Origin of the sequence: Allokutzneria sp. NRRL B-24872 (assembly GCF_002155965.1) — a bacterium.
Classification (GTDB): Bacteria; Actinomycetota; Actinomycetes; order Mycobacteriales; family Pseudonocardiaceae; genus Allokutzneria.
On record NZ_MUMH01000048.1, the window covers coordinates 14,986 to 32,084 of the forward strand.

Sequence of the window (17,099 nt, forward strand, 5' to 3'; positions counted from 1 at the left end):
CCGCGGTGGCGGCGCCTTCGGGGTCGACGGCCGGGCTGAGGGCGTCCGCGTCGCTGGTGGCGGCGGTCGCGCGGGTCTCGATGCTCACGTCCGGGGAGCTTAACGGCCCGCGTCAGCTGGCGATGGCGAACGTGGGCGCGATCCGGTCGTAGAGGTCGGTCTTGCCCCACTCCTCGGAGTCGGTCGGCACGGTCACCCTGAGCACCCACAGGTCCTTGGCGTTGGGCAGCAGCAGCGCGTACGTCGTGCGCGCCACCTCGGCCCCGGTCGGACGGCCCCTGCTGTTGGACTTGCCGCTCTTCGGCGAGATCGTGCGGTAGATCAGCTCCTGCGAGCGCTCGTAGGAGTTCTGCGCGGCTGCGGGCTGCTGGACGAGGAGGTTGAAGCTGCCCCCGTCGTTCTTGGAGATCGAGGCGAGCTGGTCGACGTAGCGCGCCATCTTGTTGTGCGGGTAGAAGCTCGCGAAGCGCTCCACCGCGACCTCGTTGCGCCCGTCGGTCGAGACGAACCTGATCAGCGTGCTCGACATCGAGGAGCTGGGCCGCTGCTCCTGGAAGTCCGTCCAGTTCTTCGGGACGTTGATGCTGAATCCGCCGCCGGGATCGCCCTTGGCGAGCTGGGCCACGTCGTTGCGCTGCTGGAACGCGGCGAGCGGGGCCGACTGGACCGAGGTGATCTCCGGGGGCCGCTGCGTACGGAACTCCGGGAAGACCTGCTGCCCCGCGACTGTCCTGGCCAGCGCGAACCCGCCGCTCGCCGACATCACGAAGAGCACGACGGCCCCGACGATCGTCAGCAGCCGCGCACCGCGCTTCGGCGGCAGGGGTGGCGGGGAGTTGGTCAACATGAACGGCAGCGGCCCGGGATCGGCGGCCAGTTCCTTGGCCATCGACTCCTCGACCGCGCGCTGCCGCTCCGAGCCGCGCCGCCGCGCCTGCTCCACGATCGGATTCGGCGCGAAGGACTGCTCTGCCTCGTCGTGCGGGAACAGGCGCGTGCCGGGCTCCGGCAGCAGGGGGTGCAACCGCCTGCGCACCTCGGTCAACGACATCCGGTCGGCCGGACTCTTGACCATCAACCCGCGGATCACCTCGCCGAGAACGCCCTCGTCGCTCGGCGGCGGGATCTCGCCGTGCACGACCTGCGTGACGGTTTCGAGCGGATCGTCCTCGACGTCGTAGGGAGGCGTGCCCTCCATCGCGGCGAACAGGGTCGCGCCGAGCCCCCACAGGTCCGCGCTCGGCGAGGCCGGGTCACCGGAGGCCACCTCGGGCGCGATGTAGGCGGGAGTTCCCAGCAGCAGTCCCGCGCTGGTCAGGGTCGAGTCGGACACGCTGCGCGCGATGCCGAAGTCGGTCAGCTTGACCCTGCCGTCCGCCCCGACCAGCACGTTCCCCGGCTTGACGTCGCGGTGGGTGACCCCGGCCTCGTGCGCGGCGGCCAGCGCCGCGGCGAGCGCGTTGCCGACCTCTGCGGTCTGCGCGACGTTCAACGGGCCGTGCTTGCGGACCAGCTGCGCCAGGCTGCGCGAGGGCAGGAGTTCCATCACCACGAACGGCTCGCCGTCATGCCGGACGACATCGAAAAGGGTGACCACGTTCGGGTGAGAGAGCACGGCGATGGCCCGCGCCTCCCGCAGGGTCCGCTCGCGCATGGCGTCGGCCTCGTCCGGGGGCATCCCCGGAGGAAGGCGGACCTCCTTGACGGCGACCTGTCTGCGCAGCATCTCGTCGTAGGCAGCCCACACCGTGCCCATGGCGCCACGCCCGAGCACCCGCGTGAGCCGGTACCGCTCGGCGATCAACCGCTCGCTCGACCCCTGGGTGTCGGTGCTCTTGTCCTCATCGGCCGGTGGCACGAACCCCATTCTCCACAACTCGGGCGCCGTCACCGGGTTGTGCGACAAGTCGCCCGCGCTCGATCACACATCGTGACCGCCGCCCACGGCCCGCTGAAGTCGTTCCGAGGCCGAAAACGTGGGGACCCCCCACTTCGAATTATCCCAGAAGCCCCCGACAACCAGACCGTGAAAAGCACCGGCAACGCCTGAGTTGTCCACAACGGCACCCCTGTCCACAGATCGCGATCCCCCGCTGGATTCCCACCTCGACCCGAAGCAACCTGGACGAGGAGCACCGACGAGAACCACGACAGGGCAGCGGAAAGGAGGTGAACCTGGTCAAGCCCACGCACTGCCAGGGGCCCGCCCCTTCCACCGGTCCACGGTGGTGACGCATGATCCGACGTCATGACCGTGGTTATCGGGATCGACTCCTCGACCCAGTCGTCGAAGGCCATCGCCGTCGACGCCGCCTCCGGCCAGGTGCTCGCCGAAGGCCGCGCCGCGCACCCCGACGACACGGAAGTCCATCCCGACGCGTGGTTGCGGGCCACCCGGCAGGCGGTCGCGGAGGCCACGGCCGGTCTGTCCGAGCCGGTCGCGGCCCTCGCGGTCGCAGGCCAGCAGCACGGGATGGTCACCCTGGACTCCTCGGGTGAGGTCGTCCGCCCCGCGCTGCTGTGGAACGACAACCGCTCAGCGCCGCAGGCCCGTCGGCTGACGGACGAGTTCGGCGGGCCCACGCGCTGGGCGGAGCGCACCGGATCGGTCCCCGTCGCGAGCTTCACGGTGAGCAAGCTGGCGTGGCTCGCCGAGCACGAGCCCGCCAACGCGGACCGCACGAGCAGGGTCCTGCTGCCGCACGACTGGATCACGTGGCGGCTGGCGGCACCGGGATCGGAGACGGCGACCGATCGCGGTGACGCCTCGGGCACCGGGTACTTCTCGCCCGCGACCGGCGAGTGGTTGCCCGACCTGCTCGCCGCCGCTCTCGACGGCCGGACACCTGAGCTGCCCCGGGTGCTCGGCCCGGCGGAGGCGGCGGGGCGGACCGCGGACGGGGCCCTGCTCGGCGCGGGGACCGGCGACAACATGGGAGCGGCCCTGGGGTTGGGGGCCGGCCCCGGCGATGTCGTCGTGTCCCTGGGCACCTCGGGCACCGTGTTCGCGGTGGCGGAGCGGCCGACCGCGGAGCCCACCGGAGCCGTCGCGGGGTTCTGCGACGCCACCGGCCGGTTCCTGCCGCTGGTCTGCACGCTCAACGCCGCCCGGGTGCTCACCGCGACCGCAGCGATGCTGGGGGTCGACCTGGCCGGGCTCGACGAGCTCGCGCTGAGGGCGGAGCCAGGGGCGGGCGGCTTGGTGCTGCTGCCGTACCTGGACGGGGAGCGCACGCCGCAGCTGCCTGACGCCAGCGGCACCCTCATCGGGCTCCGGCGCTCCAACATGACGCCGGAGAACCTGGCGAGGGCCGCGGTCGAGGGCATGCTCAGCGGCCTCGTCGACGGCATGGACGCCCTCCGGCGGCAGGGCGTTGAGGCTCGCCGGGTGCTCCTCGTGGGCGGCGCGGCGCGGTCAGCCGCGGTCCGAGCGGTGGCGCCGCTGCTGTTCGGTCTGCCCGTCGAGGTGCCGGAGCCCGGCGAGTACGTCGCGTTGGGCGCGGCGCGGCAGGCCGCGTGGGCACTGTCAGGGGCCGCTGAGCCGCCGACGTGGGCCATCCGGTCCGCAGCCTGCGAGCCGGGCTCACTCGACATCGGCGCGGAGCTGCGCGCGGCCTACGGCGCTGCCCGCGAGCAGGTCTACGGCCACTGACCTGCGCCGAACCGTCGTCCCGCAGCAATGAACAAGCGGGACGGCGGTTCGCGGCTCGCGTTCCACCCCCGGACCCGGTTGACCCGGGAGGGCGAGCGACTTAGTTTGTCGATCCAACAAACGAAATGAGGCGACAGTGCGAGGCCAGGCCGAACGACCCGTTGACCAGACCGGTCTGCGTCGGCTCAACCTGTCCCGGGTGGTCCGCTCGCTGCGCGCTGACGGGCCGCAGTCGCGGGCCTCGCTCGCTCGGCGGACGGGGCTGAACAAGGCCACGACGTCGAGCCTGGTCGCCGAGCTCGAACAGCGGCGGCTCGCCCAGTTCGGCGAGATCGTGGCGGGCGCGGTGGGGCGGCCGAGCCAGCTCGTCGAACTGCGGCAGCACGCGGTGTGCGGGGTCGGGCTGGAGATCAACGTCAACTACGCGGCGGTCGCCGTGCTCGACCTCACCGACCAGGTGCTCTTCTCGAAGCGGCTGCCGCTGGACGTCGTGGAGCTGGGGCAGGTCGCGGCGATCGACCTCCTGGCGAACCTCGCGGCCGAGGCCATCGTCGCGATGCGCGAGGCGGGCAACTGGGTCACGGGGGTCACGGTCGCGGTGCCGGGGCTCGTCGACGTGGAGAACGGTGTCGTCCAGCACGCGCCGAACCTGCGCTGGCGCGAAGCCGCAGTGGCGGAGCGACTCGCGAGCCGTCTCGATCTGGAGCCGGAAGCGATCTCCGTGGACAACGACGCCAACCTCTCCGCCCTCGCCGAGCACGCGGTCGGGGTGGCGGCTGGAGCGAGCGACCTCCTCTACCTCACGGGCGAGGTCGGCGTGGGTGGCGGCGTGATCGCGGACGGGCGGCTGGTCAGAGGCGCCACTGGGTTCACGGGCGAGGTCGGGCACATGCCGCTCAACCCCGACCCCGCGGAGTGCGGCTGCGGTCGTAAAGGGTGTTGGGAGACGCAGGTCGGCCTGGCCGCGCTGATGCGAGCGGTGGCTGACCCGGGCGACGAGGTCCGCGACTCCGCCCACGATCTTGAACAGCGGTTGCGCGTGATCGCCTCCAGGGCCGCCGCCGGTGACGTGAGGACTCGCGCGGCGCTGGCTGAGATCGGCTCCGCCCTCGGCGTTGGCGCCTCGATCCTGGTCAACGTCCTCAACCCCACTGCCGTCGTGCTGGGCGGTTATTTCGCGCTGCTCGGGGATTGGCTTGCCGAGCCTGCTCGAAGGGAACTCTCCGAGCGGGTCATGGCGACCGACTCCTGCCGCCTCCTGCTGTCCGACCTGGGGTTCACCGCTGCGGTTCGCGGAGGAGCGCATGCCGCCCTGGACCGGGTCCTCGCCGACCCCTCGATCGCTCCGACCGAAGTCCCACACCTTGGAGGCATCGCGTGACCGACTACACCCCGCGCCCCGAGCACAAGTTCAGCTTCGGCCTGTGGACGGTGGGCTGGCCCGGCAACGACCCGTTCGGCACCGCCACGAGACCCGCCATGGACGCGGTGCACGCGGTGGAGAAACTGGCGGAACTGGGCGCATGGGGAGTCACCTTCCACGACGACGACCTGGTGCCGTTCGGCGCTGATGAACGCGAGCGGAACCAGCGCGTCCAAGCGTTCCGCAAGGCGTTGGACTCCACGGGCCTCGTGGCACCGATGGTCACCACGAACCTGTTCACGCACCCCGTCTTCAAGGACGGCGCCTTCACCGCGAACGACCGCGACGTGCGGAGGTTCGCGCTGCGCAAGGTGCTGCGCAACATCGACCTCGCGGCGGAGCTGGGAGCCACCACCTACGTGCTGTGGGGCGGCAGGGAGGGCGCGGAGTCGCCTGCGGCCAAGGACGTGCGTGACGCGTTGGCGCGCTACGCCGAAGCACTGGACCTGCTCTGCGCGTATGTCAACGAGAAGGGCTACGCCATCCGGTTCGCTTTGGAGCCCAAGCCGAACGAGCCGCGCGGAGACATCCTGCTGCCCACGATCGGCCACGCGCTGGGCTTCATCGGCCAGCTGGCGCACCCCGACATGGTCGGCGTGAACCCGGAGGTCGGGCACGAGCAGATGGCCGGGCTGTCGATGGTGCACGGGGTGGCGCAGGCGCTCTGGCAGGGCAAGCTGTTCCACATCGACCTCAACGGCCAGAACGGGCCGCGCTTCGACCAGGACCTGCGCTTCGGCAACGGCGACGTGAAGACGGCCTTCTTCCTGGTCGACCTGCTGGAGCACGCGGGCTACGAGGGGCCGCGGCACTTCGACTTCAAGCCCGCGCGCACCGAGGACGAGGACGGCGTGTGGGCCTCGGCCGCCGCCTGCATGCGGAACTACCTGATCTTCGCTGAGCGGGCGCGAGGGTTCCGGGCCGATCCGGAGGTGGCGGAGGCGCTGTCCGCCTCGCGCGTCGCCCAGCTGGCCGTGCCGACGTTGCTGCCCGGGGAGACCCTCGCCGACCTGCGCGCGGAGGAGTTCGACGCGGACGCGGCGGGTACTCGGGGCATGGGGTACGAGCGGCTGGACCAGCTCGCCCTGGAGCACCTGTTCGGCATCCGATGAGGCAGTGACGAAAAGTAACAAAGGACATAAAGATCGCTGACTCGGATGACCTCGGGCGGGTGAGGAGGGCAGACTCGAAACGTCGTCACGTGCCGGAGGAGGCAGTCATGCGGGCAGCGAGCCGAGCGATTGTGATCACCCTGCTCGGGGTGTTGGCGCTGCTCGCCGTCGCCCCGGTCTCCTCCGCGCTCCCCGGGGCCGCGGTGGCGCAGCAGCCGACGACCTCGGCCCCGCCCGCCGAGCAGCAGCCCGCGTCGCCGGAGGACCGCAACCGCGTGACCATCGGCATCATCGCGGTCGTGCTGCTGGGCACCGTGGTGATCGGCCGCCGCATTCGCAAGCGCGCGCAGAAGGCCTGATCCGGTCCAGGGTCACACAATCGTGCAAGCGCGAGCGCGGCAATTGCGCGTTATTGCTCGGGCGACTCGTCGGTAACCGTTCTTCGCAGTACGCCAGTACTGTTTTTCCCACGATGTAAACCGGCTTGGAAATCGTTCCGACTTCGTCGACCATAGGCGGGTCATGGCGCTGGGAAGCGCTATGCCGTGACCGGTTATCCGGATTCGGTCAGACCGAAGTCATCTGCTCCACTCGGCGCAGCGTGGCGACCGGCAACCGCGCCAGGCCACTTCTTGATCACCTATGAAGAGTGCATGGTGCAGGATGGATGCACATGAGCACCGACACCAAGTCCCAGTGCCGCTCCGCCCTGGAGCGACACGCGGACGCGCTCGTCGAGCTCTCCCACGCCATCCACGCCGACCCCGAACTGGCCTACCAGGAGCGCAGGGCGGCCGCCAGGGTCGCTGACGTCCTGCAGCGCGAGGGCTTCGCCGTCGAGCACGGCGCGGGCGGCCTGGAGACGGCGTTCACCGCGACCTACGGCTCCGGTGAACTGGTCGTCGGCCTCTGCGCCGAGTACGACGCGCTCCCCGAGATCGGCCACGCCTGCGGCCACAACATCATCGCCGCGTCCTCGGCCGGAGCCGCGCTGGCGCTCGCCGAGGTCGCGGACCAGCTCGGCATCACCGTGAAGCTCGTCGGCACCCCTGCCGAAGAGGTCGGCGGCGGCAAGGTCGCGCTGCTGGAGGCCGGGGTCTTCGACGACGTCGCGCTCGCGATGATGGTCCACCCCTCGCCGGAGGAGACCGTCGCCTGCTCGTCGCTGGCCATCGCCGACATCGAGGTGCGCTACACCGGCCGGACCTCGCACGCCGCCGCGGCCCCGCACCTGGGTCTGAACGCCGCCGACGCGATCACCGTGGCGCAGGTGGCCATCGGCCTGCTGCGCCAGCACCTGGAACCCGGCCAGATGGTGCACGGCATCGTCACCCACGGCGGCGCGGCCCCCAACATCGTCCCGGCGGACACCGCCGCGGTCTTCTACCTCCGTGCGCTGGACCTCGACTCCCTGAACAGGCTGGAAAAGCGGATCAGGGACTGTTTCCAGGCGGGTTCCGTCGCAACGGGCTGCACTCATGAGGTCACCCACATCTCAGCCATCTACGCCGAGCTGAACCCCGACCGGTGGTTGGCCTCGGCATATCGAAGGTCGATTTCCGAACTGGGCCGGGTACCCGTTGACCTGGAAGCAGAACGGAAACGACAGCTCTGGAGCACTGACATGGGCAACATCACCCGTGCGTTGCCCGGTATTCACCCCACCATCGCCATCGACTGTGGAGACGCGGTCAACCACCAGCCCGAGTTCGCTGCGGCCTGCGCGTCGGCTTCCGCCGACCGCGCGGTGCTCGACGGCGCACTCGCGCTCGCGTGGACCGCCGTCGCCGCCGCGACCGACGCCGAGCAGCGCGCCCGCCTGCTCGCCGGGGTCGCGGACCGTCTCCCCGGTCGGGTCGCCGCAGCAGCGGCGGCAGCAGGAGGTTTCGCGTGACCGTCCTCGACTCCCGTCCCGACTACCCCCGGGGTGGCCCAGGCCTTCACGGCCAGTCCGACGTGCTGATCACTCCGTCCGGCGCGACCATGTCCGCTGTGGAGGACCTCGGCGCCGGACGCGGACCGGCCTGGCTGGACGCCTGGATGCAGCGCCACGCCCAGGACGTGGTCAGCTGGCGCAGGCACATCCACGCCCACCCCGAACTCTCCCGGCGCGAGCACGCCACCACGGAGTTCCTCGCCGACCGGCTGGAGTCCGTCGGGCTCAAGCCCCGCGTCCTGCCCGTCGGCACCGGGCTCATCTGCGACATCGGCTCCGGCCCTCGCTGCGTGGCACTGCGCGCCGACATCGACGCGCTGCCGCTGACCGAGCGCACCGGCAACCCGTTCTCGTCCACTGTGGACGGAGTCATGCACGCGTGCGGGCACGACGCGCACACCACGGTGCTGCTGGGGGCCGCACTCGCGCTGGCGCACGCGCCCGGACTGCCCGGCCGCATCCGGCTGATCTTCCAGCCCGCCGAGGAGGTCATGCCCGGCGGAGCGCTGGACGTGCTCGCCGCCGGTGGGCTCGACGGGGTGGAGCGGATCTTCGGCCTGCACTGCGACCCGCGCCTGGAGGTCGGCAGGGTCGGCACCAGGGTCGGCGCGATCACCTCGGCCAGCGACCTGATCGAGCTGCGGCTGACCTCGCCCGGCGGGCACACCTCACGGCCGCACCTGACCGCGGACCTGGTGCACGCGCTGGGCACGGTGATCACCGGGCTGCCCACGCTGCTCTCCCGCCGCGTCGACCCGCGCTCGGGCACCGTCCTGGTGTGGGGCGCGGTGCAGGCGGGCGAGGCGGCCAACGCCATCCCGCAGGAGGGCGTGCTGCGCGGCACCCTGCGCACCGGCAACCGCGACGCCTGGGCCGAGCTGGAGCCGCTGGTCCGCGAGCTGATCACCTCGATGCTCGCCCCGCTGGGCGTCGGCTTCGACCTCCAGCACCGCCGCGGTGTGCCGCCCGTGGTCAACGAGCGGGAGAGCACCAGGCTGCTGCGCTCCGGCGTGCTCTCCGCGCTCGGCGAGGACGCGCTGGCCGGGACCGAGCAGTCCTCCGGCGGCGAGGACTTCGGCTGGTACCTGGAGCACGTCGAAGGCTCCTTCGCCCGCCTCGGCGTGTGGCCCGGGCACGGTCCGCAGCGGGACCTGCACCAGCCGACCTTCGACCTCGACGAGCGCGCGCTCCTCGCGGGTGTTCGGGTGATGGTGCACACCGCGCTCACCGCTTTGGCGTGATCTAGCTGGGAAAAGGGGCGGCCAGGCTGCCCCTTTTCCCAGCAGGTGCGGCTAGTTGTCCACATCGCCCCCACTTGTCCACAGACTGGCCGATCGCGTCATCGGCGAGCTCTCGGAGGGCGCATGGTCGATGCATGCCGAAACGACCGAACCCCTGGCACTGGGCCTACAGCTACAGCTCACTGCTGAACGTCCTCGGGGAGCACCAGCTCCGCCACGCGCTGCGCTACGGCAGGCTGGTCCAGCCCTGGCGCGGAGTCGTCATCCCGCGTGAACGCATGGGCGATCCCAAGACGATGGCCAGCGCCGCTCTGATCGCCATCGGCCCCGGAGCCGTGCTCTCGGGGTTCACCGCGGCGGCGATGTACGGCTGCTCAGCGGCGGACACACGCCGGGTGCACGTCACCGTCCCCACCGCGCGACTGCCCCGGAGCAGACCCGGACTGCTGGTCAAGCACGCCGCGTTCGGGCCGGAGGACGTGGTGGAACTCGACGACCTACCGGTGCTCGCGCCGGAGATCGTCTTCGCCGAGCTGCTGTGCACCGGTCCCAGGCCCACCGCGCTCGCCTGCGCCGACCAGCTGATGCGCACGCTGCCGGAGGACCTGCGACCGGCCTTCCAGAAGCACCTGCGGGAGCGGCTCGACAAGCGGGTGGACCGGCGCGGGGTGGCGGGCGCGCTGGCCATGGTCGAGTTGATCACCGAACGCGCCGAGACCGCTGAGGAGAGCGCGTTGCGGTTGCTCGTGGTCGATGCCGGTCTGCCGGCGCCGGAGGTGCGGCACGACGTCCCCGGCGGGCCCCGAGTCCCGTTGGCCTGGCCGGAGCTGGGAATAGCCCTGGGCTACCGAGATCCCGGACGACATCCGCCAGAGGTCGCGCGAGAACTCGCCCAGGACACCGGACAGGACCGGCGGCTCACCGAACTGGGCTGGACCGGCGTGTGGGCCGGACCGGCCGATCTGCGCGACCCGACGGCGCTCACGACCCGGTTGCGGGCCGTGTTCCGCCGCAAGGGCTGCGATCAGGTGGGGCCGAGCCCCGAGCACGGGCGGGTGCGCAGGTCGTTGACGTAGTCGTCGGGCGCACCGGCGGCCTCGGCCGCGTCCGCGACCACGCCGAGGTAGCGGGCCGACGGCAGACCGCCCTCGTAGGCGTCGAGGACGTACAGCCAGGCCAGCGTCGACCCCTCCAGGGTCTGCACCCGGAGCCGGATCTTCTTGTAGAGGCCCAGCTCCTTGCCCTCCCAGCGGTCGAGGCGGGCCTCGTCCTCCGGGCTGACGTCGTAGAGGACGACGAAGACCTGCGACGCGGGTTCCTCGACAATGGTGGAGAGCGCGCCCTCCCAGCCCAGGTCCTCACCGCCGAAGGTCAGTCGCCAGCCGACGAGCCAGCCGGTCCCCGACATCGGCGAGTACGGGGCTCGCTGTTTCATCTGGTCCGGTTCCATGTTGGAGCCGTACGCGGCGTAGAGCGGCACGAGAGACAGAGTAGCGACCTCGATCAACGGATGGGACCCGTCGGGCATCTCGGACACCCGGCTCGCACCGTTCGGGTAGCGCGTACGGTTGACGCGCTCGGCGTAGGAGTGCCAGTTGCTCTAGGAGGATTCTTCCGTGACCCGCATCGTGATCATGGGCGGCGGACCTGCCGGGTACGAGGCGGCGCTGGTCGCCGCGCCGCACGGGGCCGACGTGACCGTCGTCGAGGACGAGGGTGTCGGCGGTTCGTGCGTGCTCTACGACTGCGTGCCCTCGAAGACCTTCATCGCCTCCTCCGGGGCCCGCGCGGCCTTCCGCGCCGCCGACGAGCTGGGCATTCGCAGCGACGACTCCGAGGTCGGCGTCGAGCTGCCGGTCGTCAACGGCCGGGTGCGCGGCCTGGCGCTGGCGCAGTCCGCGGACGTGCGGGCGCGGTTGCAGCGCGAGGGCGTGCGCATCCTCTCCGGCCGGGCCCGCTTCTGCGACGACGCTCCCGGGCTCGCGCAGCACCGGATCGCGGTGGAGATGCTCAACGGCAACTCCGAGGTGCTGCTCGCGGACGTGGTGCTGATCGCCACCGGTGCCAGCCCGCGCGTGTTGCCCGGTGCGAAGCCCGACGGCGAGCGCATCCTCACCTGGCGCCAGATCTACGACCTGCCGGAACTGCCCGAGCACCTGATCGTGATCGGCTCGGGTGTCACCGGCGCGGAGTTCGCCTCGGCCTACACCGAGATGGGCGTGAAGGTCACCGTGGTCTCCAGCCGGGACCGCGTGCTGCCGCACGAGGACGCCGACGCCGCCGCCGTGCTGGAGGACGTGTTCACCGAGCGTGGCACCGCGATGATCAAGTATGCCCGCGCCGACCGGGTCGAGCGGACCAAGGACGGCGTGCAGGTCTACCTGGCCGACGGGCGGATGGTCGAGGGCAGCCACGCGCTGATGACGGTCGGCTCGGTGCCCAACACCGGCGACATCGGCCTGGAGAGCGTCGGCGTCGAGCTGGGCAAGGGCGGGTTCATCCCGGTCGACCGCGTCTCGCGCACCAACGTCTCCGGCGTCTACGCGGCCGGTGACTGCACCGGGCTGATGATGCTCGCCTCGGTCGCGGCCATGCAGGGCCGCATCGCGATGTGGCACGCGCTGGGCGAGGGCGTGCAGCCGATCAAGCTCAAGACCGTCGCCGCCAACGTGTTCACCCACCCCGAGATCGCCACGGTGGGCATCAGCCAGGAGGCGATCGACTCCGGCAAGGTGCCCGCGCGCACGATCATGCTCCCGCTGGCCACCAACGCCAGGGCGAAGATGGAGGGTCTGCGCCGCGGTTTCGTGAAGCTCTTCTGCCGCCCGCAGACCGGTGTGGTGATCGGCGGCGTCGTGGTCGGGCCGACGGCCAGCGAGCTGATCCTGCCGATCGCGCTCGCGGTGCAGAACCAGCTGACCGTCGAGCACCTGGCGTTCACGTTCTCGGTGTACCCGTCGCTGTCCGGGACGATCACCGAAGCCGGGCGTCGCCTGATGCGGCACGACGACCTGGACTAGGCGCAACAACCACATTCCACGTCGCGGCGGCCGGTTCGGTTGCCGCGCTTGGTGATGGGTCACAGTCGGCAACGACCGGCGGAGTGTTCGCGTCTTGTGAGTGCACGGGTTCGGCAGGGGGCCGGATTCGCTTCGTCATCACATTTCCGGGAGTACTTCGTGCGCGTTCGTACCGCGCTCGCGGGCCTTGTCGTGTCCGCGATCGCCGTCTTCCTCCTCGTCCCCTCGGCCTCGGTCGCGGGGGAACTGATCACCGCCGTGCTGTTCGGCGTGCTCGCGCTCGGGCTCTGCGGCGGGGTGGTCGTGGCCACCTACCGCAGCCGCTCGCAGGGCGACAACTGAAGCAGGGCAAGGAAAAGGGGCGCCCCCGTGAGGGCGCCCCTTTCGCGTGTTCAGTCCGCTCAGTCGTCTTCGGAGGTCCAGTCGAAGGTCTTGGTGACGGCCTTCTTCCAGTTGCGGTACTCCCGGTCGCGGACCTTGTCGTCCATGGCCGGCTCCCACTGCTTGTCCTGGGCCCAGTTCGCCCGGATGTCGTCCTCGGACGCCCAGAAACCGACCGCGAGGCCCGCCGCGTAGGCCGCGCCGAGCGCCGTGGTCTCGTTGACCACCGGGCGGATCACCGGGACGCCGAGGATGTCGGCCTGGAACTGCATGAGCGTCTCGTTGACCACCATGCCGCCGTCGACCTTGAGCGAGGTCAGCGGGACACCGGAGTCGGCGTTCATCGCCTCGATCACCTCGCGCGACTGGAAGGCCGTCGCCTCCAGGACCGCGCGGGCGATGTGGCCCTTGTTCACGTAGCGGGTCAGGCCGACGAGCGCGCCGCGGGCGTCGGAGCGCCAGTACGGCGCGAACAACCCGGAGAACGCGGGCACGATGTAGGCGCCGCCGTTGTCCTCGACGGTCTTGGCGAACTCCTCCACCTCGGCGGCGGAGCTGATCAGGCCGAGGTTGTCGCGCAGCCACTGCACCAGTGAACCGGTGACGGCGATCGAGCCCTCCAGCGCGTACACCGGGGCGCTGTCCCCGATCTTGTAGCAGACCGTGGTGAGCAGGCCGTTCTCGCTGAGCACCTTCTCGGTGCCGGTGTTGAGCAGCACGAAGTTGCCTGTGCCGTAGGTGTTCTTGGCCTCGCCGGGGGACAGGCAGGCCTGGCCGAAGGTGGCGGCCTGCTGGTCGCCGAGGATGCCCGCGATCGGAATCCCGGCCAGCGCACCGCGCTCGCGCACCTTGCCGTACTCCTCGGAGGAGGAGCGGATCTCCGGCAGCATGGACAGCGGGATGTCCATGTCCTTGGCGATCTCGGCGTCCCAGGACAGCGTGTCCAGGTCCATCAGCAGGGTGCGCGAGGCGTTGGTCGGGTCGGTGACGTGCACGCCGCCGTCGACCCCGCCGGTCATGTTCCACAGCACCCAGGTGTCCATGTTGCCGAAGAGCAGATCGCCCGCCTCGGCCTTGGCCCGCGCGCCCTCGACGTTCTCCAGGATCCAGGCGATCTTCGGGCCGGAGAAGTAGGTGGCCAGCGGCAGACCGGTCTTGTCGCGGTAGCGCTCCTGCCCGCCGCCGAGCCCGGCGAGGCGGTCGCAGATCTTGTCGGTCCTGGTGTCCTGCCAGACGATCGCGTTGTAGACCGGCTTGCCGGTGGCGCGGTCCCACACCACGGCGGTCTCGCGCTGGTTGGTGATGCCGACCGCGACGACGTCGGCCGTGGTGAGGTCGGCCTTGGCGAGCGCGCCCGCGGCGACCCGGCGGGTGTTCTCCCAGATCTCCTCGGCGTTGTGCTCGACCCACCCGGCCTTCGGGAAGATCTGCTCGTGCTCGACCTGGTCGGAGGACACGACCCGGCCGGAGTGGTTGAAGATCATGCAGCGGGTGGAGGTTGTGCCCTGGTCGATCGCTGCCACGTACTGCGTCATTGCGCTGTCGCCTTTCTGCGTTGACTGGCGGGAACGGGCGGGTCGGATCAGACCAGCGCCACTGCGAGCAGACCGGCCAGTGCGCCACCGATCAGCGGGCCGACGACGGGGACCCAGGAGTAGCCCCAGTTCGCCGCGCCCTTGCCCTTGATCGGCAGCACGGCGTAGGCGAGGCGCGGGCCGAGGTCGCGGGCCGGGTTGATCGCGTAACCGGTGGGCCCGCCGAGTGAGTTGCCGATACCGATCACCAGGAAGGCCACGGCCGCGTAGCCGAGCGCGGAGTTGCCCAGCGACAGCACGCCGTCGACGGTCTTGGCGCCAGGGCTGAGCAGAATCCACAGCACCAGCACGAAGGTGCCGATGACCTCGGTGACCACGTTCCACGGCTTGTTGTCCACGGTCGGGCCGGTGGAGAAGATGCCGAGGGTGTTCTCCGGCGCGTCGTGGTTGTCGAACTGGAGCTTGTAGGTGAGCCAGCACAGGACCGCGCCCAGGAACGCGCCGACCATCTGCCCGGCGACGTAGATCGGGACCTGGCCCCACTCGACCTTCTCCGCGACGGCGAGGCCGAGGGTCACCGCCGGGTTGAGGTGCGCGCCGCTGGGGGCGGCGATGCTCGCGCCCGCGAAGACCGCGAAGCCCCAGCCGAAGTTGATCAGCAGCCAGCCGCCGTTGTTGCCGAGGGAGTCCTTCAGGGTGACGTTGGCCACCACTCCGGCACCCAGCAGGATCAGGATCGCCGTCCCGATCAGTTCCCAGACGAAGATCTCTCCGCCAGTCATCGCAGCCCCTCCGCTGTCGTGCTTGGGTCCACATGCGACAGCGCGACCCACGTCAGGGTGCGGCGGCGCATCCTCGAACTCGGCGGACCGTACTTCCGGAGGAGAGTTCGTGTCCACGCCTTCTTTCTGAACCGAGTGATTCCGTTACCCCGATGACATGGGTGTTCGTCCGATCGGACTGCCGAGTAGCGTGATTGCTGGTCCAATACGCCAGCCGGGCTCAGGGAGGCGATGCCGCGTGGCGAAGCGGGAAGCACGAGGTTCGACCGGCAGGACGACACCTTCGGTGGGTGCGGCCGAGCTCGGCCCCGCCGACCGGGAACGGAGCTGGCAGCAGCTCGGTTCCGAGCAGTTCGACGTCGTGGTGATCGGCGGTGGTGTGACCGGCGCCGGAGCGGCGCTGGACGCGGCGACGCGCGGCCTGCGGGTCGCCCTCGTCGAGGCGCGCGACCTCGCTTCGGGGACCTCCAGCCGCTCCAGCAAGCTTTTCCATGGCGGATTGCGCTATCTGGAGCAACTGGAGTTCGGCCTCGTCCGAGAGGCGCTGCGGGAACGGGAGCTGATGCTCACCCGCCTGGCGCCGCACCTGGTGAAGCCGGTCAGCTTCCTCTACCCGCTGACGCACCGGCTCTGGGAGCGGCCTTACACCGCAGCAGGTCTGATGCTCTACGACACGATGGGCGGCGCGCGTTCGGTGCCCGGCCAGAAGCACCTCACGCGGGCCGGCGCGCTGCGCATGGTGCCCGCGTTGAAGCGGGACGCGCTCATCGGCGGCATCCGCTACTTCGACGCGCAGGCCGACGACGCGCGCCACACCATGACGGTGGCGCGCACCGCGGCGCACTACGGCGCGGTCGTGCGGACGTCCACGCAGGTGATCGGGATGCTGCGCGAGTCCGACCGGGTCTGCGGCGTGCGCGTGCGCGACGTGGAGACCGGTGAGGAGACCGAGGTCCAGGCGCACGCGGTCATCAACTGCACCGGCGTGTGGACGGATGCGATCCAGAAGCTCTCCGGCAGCCGCGGGCGCTTCCGCGTGCGGGCGAGCAAGGGCGTGCACATCGTGGTCCCGCGCGACCGGATCGTCTCCGAGAGCGGAATGATCCTGCGCACCGCGAAGTCCGTGCTGTTCGTGATCCCGTGGCGCAACCACTGGATCGTCGGCACCACTGACACCGACTGGAACCTGGACCTCGCGCACCCGTCCGCGACCAAGCAGGACATCGACTACATCCTCGACCAGGTCAACACGGTGCTCGCGACGCCGCTGACCAAGGACGACATCGAGGGCGTCTACGCGGGTCTGCGGCCACTGCTCTCCGGCGAGAGCGACGACACCTCCAAGCTCTCCCGCGAACACGCGGTCGCGCGCGTGTCCCCGGGCCTGGTGGCCATCGCGGGCGGCAAGTACACGACCTACCGCGTGATGGCAGCAGACGCGATCAACGCCGCGGCGGTGGACCTGCCCGGCCGGATCGCGCCGTCGATCACCGACAAGGTGCCGCTGGTCGGAGCGGACGGCTACCACGCGCTGGTGAACCAGGCCGACCAGCTCGCCACGAAGCACGGCCTGCACCCGTACCGCGTGCGGCACCTGCTGGACCGCTACGGCTCGCTGGTGCACGAGGTGCTGGCCGAGGCCGACGGCAAGCCCGAGCTGCTGCGGCCCGTGCCCGGCGCTCCGGACTACCTCCAGATCGAGGTGGTCTACGCGGCCAGCCACGAGGGCGCGCTGCACCTGGAGGACGTGCTCACCAGGCGCACCAGGATCTCCATCGAGTACCCGCACCGCGGTGTGGAGTGCGCCGAGAAGGTGGCCGAGCTGATGGCGGGCGTGCTCGGCTGGAACGACAAGACGATCAAGCGCGAGGTGGAGGTCTACACCGCGCGGGTCGAGGCCGAGCGGGATTCCCAGACGCAGCCCGATGATCAGGCCGCCGACGCCAAGCGCACGGCCGCACCCGAGGCTCGCCAGCAGATGCTGGAACCGACCTCGAAGTGATGTGACGATGAGGGG

Annotated in this window: 14 protein-coding genes; 10 read left to right on the plus strand and 4 right to left on the minus strand. The window is 70.6% G+C overall.

Annotated elements, in window-relative coordinates; all coding sequences use genetic code 11:
- Positions 1-112 precede the first annotated feature (112 nt).
- A complete protein-coding gene (locus CCN37_RS13690; protein WP_256388042.1) occupies positions 113-1,858 on the minus strand; it encodes a serine/threonine-protein kinase in 1,746 nt (581 codons plus the stop codon).
- 390 nt (positions 1,859-2,248) lie between these two features.
- Between CCN37_RS13690 and xylB the strand changes: the two genes are divergently transcribed.
- The 7 genes from xylB (at position 2,249) to CCN37_RS13725 (ending at position 10,440) form a co-directional block, all read left to right on the plus strand.
- Entirely contained in the window at positions 2,249-3,652 is a 1,404-nt protein-coding gene (xylB, locus tag CCN37_RS13695; protein WP_086821134.1) for a xylulokinase, read from the plus strand.
- Positions 3,653-3,788: 136 nt separating this feature from the next.
- Positions 3,789-5,033 carry an ROK family protein gene (locus CCN37_RS13700; protein ID WP_210408007.1) on the plus strand — a complete coding sequence of 415 codons (1,245 nt, stop codon included), beginning with the start codon at positions 3,789-3,791 and terminating at the stop codon, positions 5,031-5,033.
- A complete protein-coding gene (gene xylA, locus CCN37_RS13705) occupies positions 5,030-6,187 on the plus strand; it encodes a xylose isomerase (RefSeq protein ID WP_086821135.1) in 1,158 nt (385 codons plus the stop codon). The genes CCN37_RS13700 and xylA overlap by 4 nt, the downstream gene beginning before the upstream one ends.
- 107 nt (positions 6,188-6,294) lie before the next feature.
- The gene (locus CCN37_RS13710) at positions 6,295-6,546 is read left to right on the plus strand and encodes a hypothetical protein (protein ID WP_143261596.1); all 252 of its coding nucleotides are present in this window, start codon (positions 6,295-6,297) and stop codon (positions 6,544-6,546) included.
- A gap of 314 nt (positions 6,547-6,860) precedes the next feature.
- Positions 6,861-8,081 carry a M20 family metallopeptidase gene (locus tag CCN37_RS13715; protein WP_210408008.1) on the plus strand — a complete coding sequence of 407 codons (1,221 nt, stop codon included), beginning with the start codon at positions 6,861-6,863 and terminating at the stop codon, positions 8,079-8,081.
- The gene (locus CCN37_RS13720; RefSeq protein ID WP_086821138.1) at positions 8,078-9,364 is read left to right on the plus strand and encodes an amidohydrolase; all 1,287 of its coding nucleotides are present in this window, start codon (positions 8,078-8,080) and stop codon (positions 9,362-9,364) included. The genes CCN37_RS13715 and CCN37_RS13720 overlap by 4 nt, the downstream gene beginning before the upstream one ends.
- 134 nt (positions 9,365-9,498) lie before the next feature.
- Positions 9,499-10,440 carry a hypothetical protein gene (locus CCN37_RS13725; RefSeq protein ID WP_086821139.1) on the plus strand — a complete coding sequence of 314 codons (942 nt, stop codon included), beginning with the start codon at positions 9,499-9,501 and terminating at the stop codon, positions 10,438-10,440.
- On the opposite strand, the gene CCN37_RS13730 is transcribed toward CCN37_RS13725, so the two are convergent.
- Positions 10,389-10,844, minus strand: coding sequence for a gamma-glutamylcyclotransferase (locus tag CCN37_RS13730; RefSeq protein WP_086821237.1), 456 nt, complete (start codon positions 10,842-10,844; stop codon positions 10,389-10,391). The genes CCN37_RS13725 and CCN37_RS13730 overlap by 52 nt on opposite strands.
- 136 nt (positions 10,845-10,980) lie before the next feature.
- Here CCN37_RS13730 and CCN37_RS13735 point away from each other — a divergent pair, with 136 nt between their 5' ends.
- Together CCN37_RS13735 and CCN37_RS13740 are read left to right on the plus strand one after the other, a co-directional pair.
- Positions 10,981-12,384 carry an NAD(P)H-quinone dehydrogenase gene (locus tag CCN37_RS13735; RefSeq protein ID WP_086821140.1) on the plus strand — a complete coding sequence of 468 codons (1,404 nt, stop codon included), beginning with the start codon at positions 10,981-10,983 and terminating at the stop codon, positions 12,382-12,384.
- Positions 12,385-12,543: 159 nt separating this feature from the next.
- Positions 12,544-12,726, plus strand: coding sequence for a hypothetical protein (locus tag CCN37_RS13740; protein ID WP_086821141.1), 183 nt, complete (start codon positions 12,544-12,546; stop codon positions 12,724-12,726).
- A gap of 59 nt (positions 12,727-12,785) precedes the next feature.
- On the opposite strand, the gene glpK is transcribed toward CCN37_RS13740, so the two are convergent.
- A complete protein-coding gene (gene glpK / locus CCN37_RS13745; protein WP_086821142.1) occupies positions 12,786-14,300 on the minus strand; it encodes a glycerol kinase GlpK in 1,515 nt (504 codons plus the stop codon).
- A 47-nt stretch (positions 14,301-14,347) separates the two neighbouring features.
- Positions 14,348-15,082: an MIP/aquaporin family protein gene (locus CCN37_RS13750; protein ID WP_086821143.1), complete on the minus strand. Its 735-nt coding sequence runs from the start codon at positions 15,080-15,082 to the stop codon at positions 14,348-14,350.
- 286 nt (positions 15,083-15,368) lie between these two features.
- Between CCN37_RS13750 and glpD the strand changes: the two genes are divergently transcribed.
- On the plus strand, positions 15,369-17,084 hold the full coding sequence (gene glpD / locus CCN37_RS13755) for a glycerol-3-phosphate dehydrogenase (protein ID WP_246843039.1): 1,716 nt from the start codon (positions 15,369-15,371) through the stop codon (positions 17,082-17,084).
- Positions 17,085-17,099: the final 15 nt, after the last annotated feature.

Coding starts and splice junctions, on each gene's coding strand:
- xylB (WP_086821134.1), top strand. CDS start 2,249: ATGACCGTGGTTATCGGGATCGACTCCTCGACCCAGTCGTCGAAGGCC.
- CCN37_RS13710 (WP_143261596.1), top strand. CDS start 6,295: ATGCGGGCAGCGAGCCGAGCGATTGTGATCACCCTGCTCGGGGTGTTG.
- CCN37_RS13715 (WP_210408008.1), top strand. CDS start 6,861: ATGAGCACCGACACCAAGTCCCAGTGCCGCTCCGCCCTGGAGCGACAC.
- CCN37_RS13725 (WP_086821139.1), top strand. CDS start 9,499: ATGCCGAAACGACCGAACCCCTGGCACTGGGCCTACAGCTACAGCTCA.
- glpK (WP_086821142.1), bottom strand. CDS start 14,300: ATGACGCAGTACGTGGCAGCGATCGACCAGGGCACAACCTCCACCCGC.
- CCN37_RS13750 (WP_086821143.1), bottom strand. CDS start 15,082: ATGACTGGCGGAGAGATCTTCGTCTGGGAACTGATCGGGACGGCGATC.